We start from the raw sequence: 7,212 nt of genomic DNA, 5'->3' as shown, positions 1-7,212 counted from the left end.
CCGCTGTCGCGCAGCTTGGCGAGCAGGCGCTCTTCCGGCAGCGTATCGGTGACAAGCGTGTGGATGTCGCAAAGCGAGCCGAGGCGCACCAGGGCGCGGCGGCCAAACTTCGAGCTATCGACGGCCATGATCGTGCGCTCGGCCTGGCGCATGGCGGCGGAGACGGCGGCGACCTCGGCATGGTCGTCGTCGCCGATGTCGCCGTCATGGTCGACGCCGCTGACCGAGATGATGGCGACGTCGAATTTGAAGCGCCTGATGTATTCGGATGTTTCCTCGCGAAAGACGCCGCCGTCGACCTGGCGTACGAAACCGCCGGGTACGGCGATGGCGAAATTGGTGCTTTCGCTCAAGGTGGTTGCGACGCGCAGCGAATAGGTGACGACGCGCAGGTCGCGGCGCTTGACCAAAGCGCGCGCCACGGCCTCGCAAGTGGTGCCGGTGTCGATGAAGACGGCAGCACCATCTGGCACCAGATCGGCGGTGAGGCGACCGATCTTTTCCTTGGCGGCGGCGTTTTCGACGCGGCGCTGGCGCAGCACTGCAGGGTCGACGGGGGCTGAAATCGTTGCCCCGCCATGCAGGCGCCGCACCTTTCCGCCCTGTTCGAGCGCCATGATGTCGCGACGCGCGGTCTGCGTCGTCACCCCGTAAAGCGTGGTGATCTCCTCGATCGAAACGTAGTGGTTCTTCTGGAGATAGTTCAGGAGCTCAGCCTGGCGGGCCGACTTCTTGTTATCCTTGTCCATGCCAGGTCCGTTCATTTCGGGCATCTGCGATCTGGTCTCCACAATCCTTGCTAGCAAATCCAAGCGCGGGATTCACCAGGCATCTGGACAGCAGGTCGGCCCGACGGGGGAAATCGTATCCATCCCAACTAATGTTGTAAAAGTGACATCTACCATCACTAATGTCCGTTTTCGTACTTTTCAGTGACCGCAACATGTCATTCGCACGCCAGCCCTGGCGGTTTTGTGACAATGCGCGGTCGCGCAACGAAACGGAGTTACGCGATGAAGACGATCCACAACGGCATGGCCGAAGCGCCGGCCAATACGCCTGGCCAACATCACCGACGCTTGCGCGCGCTCGCCGCGGCTCTGTTGTGCGGCACGACACTGGCCGTGTCGGCAATGACCGCGCAGGCGGCCGAAGATTCGATCAGGATCCTGACGCTGAACACCTGGCTCGACCGCTTCAAGCCCAACCCGTCGGTGGCGGCCGACTTTTTCATCAAGGGCAATTACGACGTCCTGACCTTCCAGGAATTCCGCGCCAACTCCACCTATGCGCGCGACCTGCCCGGCCTGATGCAGGCTGCCGGCCTCGGCACCTATGGCACGCGCCAGGACAATGACGTCGGTGTGTTTTCGCGCCTGCCAGGCACCTTCGGCGCGGTGACCCAAGGCGTGATCGCGCCCTACACCAAGCTCGATGCGACGGCGAGCAAGCCGCAGACCATCGTCGCGACCACGCACCTGAACTATTACGATCCCTCGACCAATCGCATTGGCCAGGCCAAGGCGTTGAACAATTGGGCGAAGGGGCAGGGGCCGGTGATCCTGACCGGCGATTTCAACGCCGGCGACGTCTCCGAGCGCGGACTGCATTCGATCAGCCAGCAGGAACGGCTGCTCAAGATCTACACCAAGAGCCCGACGACGCCGTTTTATCTCGACCTGCTGCGCCAATACGCCAAGGACCAAGCGGCACTCGACGCCTATCTCACTCAGTGGAAGGGCAAGACTCCAGCCCAGATCGATGCCTCGACAGTTCCGGCAGGTCTGTTTGCCGACGAGATGTATCCGGTCACCGGCAACCTGCCGCAGACAATGAACATCCTGAAGAAGCAGTTCCAGCTGTTGCAACTGCCCAATGAGCGCGAGCAGTTTTCGCCGCATGCGCTGAATGATGGCTCCGTCACCTGGCCGTCGCATGGCGAGGACGCGACCAACACCTGGGGCAGCTGGCACCGCGTCAAGATCGACCACTTCCTGGCGTCGAGGCCGTTCGGCAAATGGTGGGTGATCAATGACGATCCGAAGGACCCCTATCTCGGCGTCATTCGCGACACGTCCTATGTGACCAATCCGGACGGCTCCAAGACGCCTCTCTCCGATCATGAGCCGGTGGCGCACACGCTGCGCTGGGTCGGGCCGCAGCTTGAGAACTATGACGACAACGGCACCGCCAGGACGCGCGTGGTGTGGGGCAAGGGTGCTTCGACCTTCAGCGAGCGCGGCAAGGAGTTTGTGCTCAGCCGCAACAACATGCGCGACGACGTCTATCTCGGCCAGATATCCGACGACAATGGGATGCCGCTTTTGACCGGCCTGACCGACGCCGAGAAAAAGACGCTGCTCGACTGCAAGAGCACCGATGCGCGCTTCCAGCAAGCGATCCGCGATTATTGCATCGACGACCATTCCTTCATCGGCGAGCTCAAGGTCGCCGATGGCGGTACCGTGATCGTCGACGAGGACGCGGCCCTTGGCACCGAACAGGCCAAGCTCAGGCTCGATGGCGGAAGCCTCAGGATCGCCGGCACCGACATGCATGTGCTTGGTCGCAACGTGGTCCTGGAGGCGGGCGGCGGCGCGCTCGACATCGCCGATGCTACCAACGTCGTTGGCATCAACAAGGAGATTTCGGGTACTGGCAGCCTGACCAAGCTCGGTCTTGGCGCGCTGGTTCTCGACGGCACCCACAGCTACACCGGCGAGACCGTCGTCAAGGCGGGCGCGCTTTCGGTGCAGGGTTCGATCGCTACGTCGAAGCTGACCACTGTCGGTGCCGGCGGCCTGCTGGGCGGCATCGGCACGCTCGGCAACACGGTGATCGCCTCGGGTGGTGTGCTGGCGCCTGGCAATTCGATCGGCACCATCAAGGTTGCTGGCGACATCACCTTCGAAGCCGGTTCGGCCTTTGAGGTCGAAGCCAATGCCAAGGGCGAAAGCGACAAGGTCGCGGCATCAGGCAAGGCGATGCTGAAGGGCGGATCGGTGCTGACTCTGGCGAGCGGCAACAATTATGCGCCGCAGACCAACTACAAGATCATCACCGCCGATGGCGGCGTGACCGGCTCGTTCGCCGATGTCAGCTCGAACCTTGCCTTCCTCGATCCCTCCCTTGCCTATGGCGCCAAGGACGTGACGCTGACGCTGAACCGCAACGACGTCACTTTTGCCGATGTCGGCGCGACGCGGAACCAGAAGGCAACGGCCGCAGCACTCGAAAGCACGGGCTTTGCCAATGCGGCATACGCGGCCGTCGTCAATCTCGACGAAGCGGGCGCGCAGCAGGCGTTTGCGCAGCTGTCGGGCGAGGTGCATGCCTCGGCCAGGGGCATGATTATGCAGAACAGCGGCGTCCTGCTCGACGCAGCCACCAGCCGCATCGACCAGGCGTTTGGCGATGCGACCGCGGCCAGCATGCCTGTCATGGCCTATGGCGACGATGGCCTGGAACTGGCGGCTGCCGACACCGACCGCTTCGCGCTGTGGACCCGGGCCTTCGGTTCGTGGGGCAACAACGACGGCGACGGCAACGCCATGGGCTTCGACCGCAGCACCGGCGGCCTGATCGGCGGGGCCGATGCGATGGTCGGCGACAGCTGGCGCTTAGGCGTGCTTGCCGGCTACAGCCGCTCGACCTTCGATGCCGCGGACGGCACTTCCAACGGCAGCAGCGACAACTACCATCTCGGCGTCAACGCCGGCACGCGGGTTGGTGCGTTCGGCCTGACCGCCGGCGCGACCTATAGCTGGCACCGGTTCGACACCGCGCGTTCGGTCGCCTTCGCAGGCTTCTCCGACGCGCTATCGGCCAAGTATGACGGCGGCACGGCCCAGGTGTTCGGCGAGGCGAGCTACCAGGTGGATGCTGGGCGCTTCGCCGTAGAGGGCTTCTCCAACCTGTCTTACGTGAACCTGCGCACCGACGCCTTCACAGAGACGGGCGGGGCGGCAGCCTTGTCCAGCGAAGCCACCAGCAACGACGTGACTTTCGCCACGCTTGGCGTTCGCGGCTCGACCGATGTCGCGCTGGGTGCGGTGAACGCGACTGTGCGTGGCACGCTGGGCTGGCGCCATGCCTTTGGCGATGTTACGCCGCTGTCGTCGGTCGCCTTTGCCGGCTCGGACGGCTTCGAAGTGGCGGGCACGCCGATCGCCAGGGACGCGGCGGTGCTGGGTGCCGGCATCGACTTCGACATCGCACCGAAGGCGAAGCTTGCCATCAGCTACACCGGGCAGGTGAGCAGCGGTGCGTCCGACCACGGAATCGATGCCAAGCTGGCAGTCAGCTTCTAGACATCGACGAGGCATCCGCGGCCTTGGGCCATGGCCGCGGATGCACTGATGTTGACGCGAAAGATCAGCGCAAGTATTCGCGCTTCGAGTAACAGCTCAACGCGTTGGCGGACGACACGAACCGCGCCGGCACTGCCGGGTCAAATATCAAAACTCTGGAAACCATCATGACCGAACAGATTTCGTCGGCCTCCGAGGTCTCGTTGCGCCGCATCTCCGCACAGACCGTGAGCGATGTTTGCGAACTCAGCGAGACGCTGAGCGAAGCCCAGCGCAACAAGGTGGCCGACAACGGCACCTCGATCGCCGAGGCACATTTTTCTGAAAACGCCTGGTTCCGCGCCGTCTATGCCGACGACACGCCGATTGGCTTCGTCATGCTGCATATCGGCGCCGACTATGACGTCATCGATTGCCCCGGTGCCTTCCTGTGGCGCTTCATGATTTCAGGACCTTACCAGGGCATGGGCTTTGGCCAGAAGGCAATCGCACTTGTGGTTCGCGATCTCAGGGGGCGGGGCTTCACTGAACTCTTCACCAGCTACGGGCTGGGCGAGGCGAGCCCGGAAGGCTTCTACAAGCGCCTAGGTTTTATCACGACCGGCGAAACCTATKACGACGAGGTGGAGGCCGTGCTGAAATTCAGCTGACGGCAGCCCAAACGCGCATTGGACTTCGCGCGCAGCGTGCCCATATCTTGGGATGTGGAGCTTTGAGCGTGAAACTCGCGCGTTTGGCCCTTTTCGTTGCGGCGCTGGTCGCCGCTGCGGTCTTTACTGCCTCTTCCTCGATCGGAGAAGACAGCGGCCGGGCGAAGGTGGCGTTGACCATCGTCATCGATGGCGCCATCGGCCCGGCGAGCGCAAGACAGCTCAAGGAAGGCCTTGAGACGGCGGTCAAGCGCAACGCCGAAGTCGTCATCCTCGAGATGAACACACCGGGCGGGCTGGTCACCTCGAAGCGCGAGATGATCGCCGACATCCTTTCTTCGCCCATTCCCGTCATCGGTTATGTCGCGCCATCCGGCGGGCACGCGGCAAGTGCCGGCACTTACATCCTCTATGCCACCCATGTGGCGGCGATGGCACCGGGCACCAACCTGGGCGCTGCGACCCCAGTCGAGATCGGCGGCATGCCCTCCTTGCCCGGGGGCGGCGATGACAAGGACCAGAAGAAAGCCGCTCCCGACACCGACCCGATGATGGCCAAGGTCACCAACGACGCGGTCGCCCTGATCCGCTCGCTTGCCGAATTGCGCGGGCGCAATGCCGACTGGGGCGAAAAGGCGGTGCGCGATGCCGCAAGCCTGTCGGCCAATGCCGCCCTGCAGGAGCATGTCATCGATTTGATTGCCCGCGACCGAACCGACCTGCTGCGTCAGGTCGACGGGCGCACGGTCGATGTCGCCGGCAAAAAAGAGGTGCTGGCGACGAGGGACCTGCCGGTCGAGGTGGTAGAGCCCGGCTGGCTGATCCGGCTATTGGCCATCATCACCGACCCGAATGTCGCTGTCATCCTGATGCTGGTCGGCATCTACGGCCTGGTCTTCGAGTTTTCGAGCCCCGGCATGGTGGCGCCGGGCGTTGTCGGCACCATGGCGCTGCTGCTTGGGCTCTACGCGCTCGATCTTCTGCCGATCAACTATGCCGGCCTGGCACTGATGCTGCTCGGCCTCGCCTTCCTGGTCATGGAGGCATTCAACCCGACGGTGGTGCTGGGGCTTGGCGGTGTTGCCGCCTTCCTTTTGGGCGCAGCGATGCTGCTCAAGGTGCAGGGTCCCGGCTTCGAGATCTCGTGGATGCTGATTGGAACTGCCGCCGCCCTGACGCTTGGCCTGGCACTTTTGACCGGCAGTTATGTCTGGGCGGCGCGCCACAGGCCTTCGCGCGTCGGCGCCAAGGCGATGAACGGCTTGCCGGTCGAGATCATCGACTGGTCGGCGGGCGAGGGCCATGTCTTCGCCCAGGGCGAGCGCTGGCGGGCGAGGGCGGACGAGCCACTCGCTATTGGCGATCCCGCCGAGGTGACCGGGATCAAGGATCTCGTGCTGACGGTCCGGCGCCGGAACGTTTCAAAGCCAGGAGAACCGCAATGATCGTCGGCTATGTCGTCTATCTGATACTCGCGCTTGTCGTGGTCATGTTCCTGTCGGCGGCAATTCGTATCCTGAGGGAATATGAGCGCGGTGTCGTCTTTACGCTTGGCCGCTTCACCGGCATCAAGGGGCCGGGGCTGATCCTGCTCATCCCGTTCGTCCAGCAGATGGTGCGGGTCGACCTGCGCGTGGTGGTGCAGGACGTGCCGCCGCAGGATGTGATTTCGCGCGACAACGTCTCGGTGAAGGTCAATGCGGTGCTGTATTTCCGCATCGTCGATCCCGAGCGCGCGATCATCAAGGTCGAGGATTACATGGCCGCGACCAGCCAACTGGCGCAAACCACTGTGCGCTCGGTGCTCGGCAAGCACGAGCTGGACGAGATGCTGGCGGAACGCGACAAGCTGAACGCCGCCATCCAGGAGATCCTCGACCAGCAGACTGACGCCTGGGGCATCAAGGTGACCAATGTCGAGATCAAGCATGTCGACCTCAACGAGAGCATGGTGCGGGCGATCGCCAAGCAGGCGGAGGCCGAACGGCTACGCCGTGCCAAGGTGATCAATGCCGAGGGCGAGCAGCAGGCGGCGCAAAAGCTTGTCGAGGCCGGCAGGATGCTGGCCAAGGAGCCGCAGGCGATGCAACTGCGCTATTTCGAGGCGCTGCACGACATATCGGGCGAGCGCTCGTCGACGGTGGTGTTTCCGCTGCCGATCGACCTGCTCGGTTTGTTCAAGAAGCCAGACGGCGGGGGCAAGTGACTACGCGGCCGCCTGCACGGCTGGTGCTGTTCTTGTCAGGCGCTTT

At 63.5% G+C, this 7,212-nt stretch carries 5 protein-coding genes; 4 read left to right on the top strand and 1 reads right to left on the bottom strand.

Translation table 11 applies throughout. The features are described from left to right. Nucleotides 1-773: DeoR/GlpR family DNA-binding transcription regulator (locus AC1DWF_RS05960; protein WP_476841512.1), on the bottom strand; the 773-nt coding region annotated here is incomplete at its 3' end. 240 nt (nt 774-1,013) lie between these two features. Here AC1DWF_RS05960 and AC1DWF_RS05955 point away from each other — a divergent pair. The 4 genes from AC1DWF_RS05955 to AC1DWF_RS05940 all read left to right on the top strand — a co-directional run bounded on the left by AC1DWF_RS05955 (nt 1,014) and on the right by AC1DWF_RS05940 (nt 7,166). Further along, nucleotides 1,014-4,310, top strand: coding sequence for an autotransporter domain-containing protein (locus tag AC1DWF_RS05955; RefSeq protein ID WP_476788088.1), 3,297 nt, complete (start codon nt 1,014-1,016; stop codon nt 4,308-4,310). A gap of 167 nt (nt 4,311-4,477) precedes the next feature. Further along, nucleotides 4,478-4,960, top strand: a complete 483-nt coding sequence (locus AC1DWF_RS05950; protein WP_476841511.1) for a GNAT family N-acetyltransferase — start codon at nt 4,478-4,480, stop codon at nt 4,958-4,960. A gap of 68 nt (nt 4,961-5,028) precedes the next feature. After that, the gene (locus AC1DWF_RS05945) at nt 5,029-6,405 is read left to right on the top strand and encodes an NfeD family protein (RefSeq protein ID WP_476785712.1); all 1,377 of its coding nucleotides are present in this window, start codon (nt 5,029-5,031) and stop codon (nt 6,403-6,405) included. Beyond that, entirely contained in the window at nt 6,402-7,166 is a 765-nt protein-coding gene (locus tag AC1DWF_RS05940; protein WP_476785711.1) for a slipin family protein, read from the top strand. Before AC1DWF_RS05945 ends, AC1DWF_RS05940 begins: the two co-directional genes overlap by 4 nt. The last annotated feature ends 46 nt before the right edge of the window (nt 7,167-7,212 follow it).

Source organism: Aminobacter sp. P4_D5 (assembly GCF_056401815.1).
Note: the sequence above shows the minus strand (reverse complement) of the source record. Positions and strands in the feature narration are given on the sequence as shown.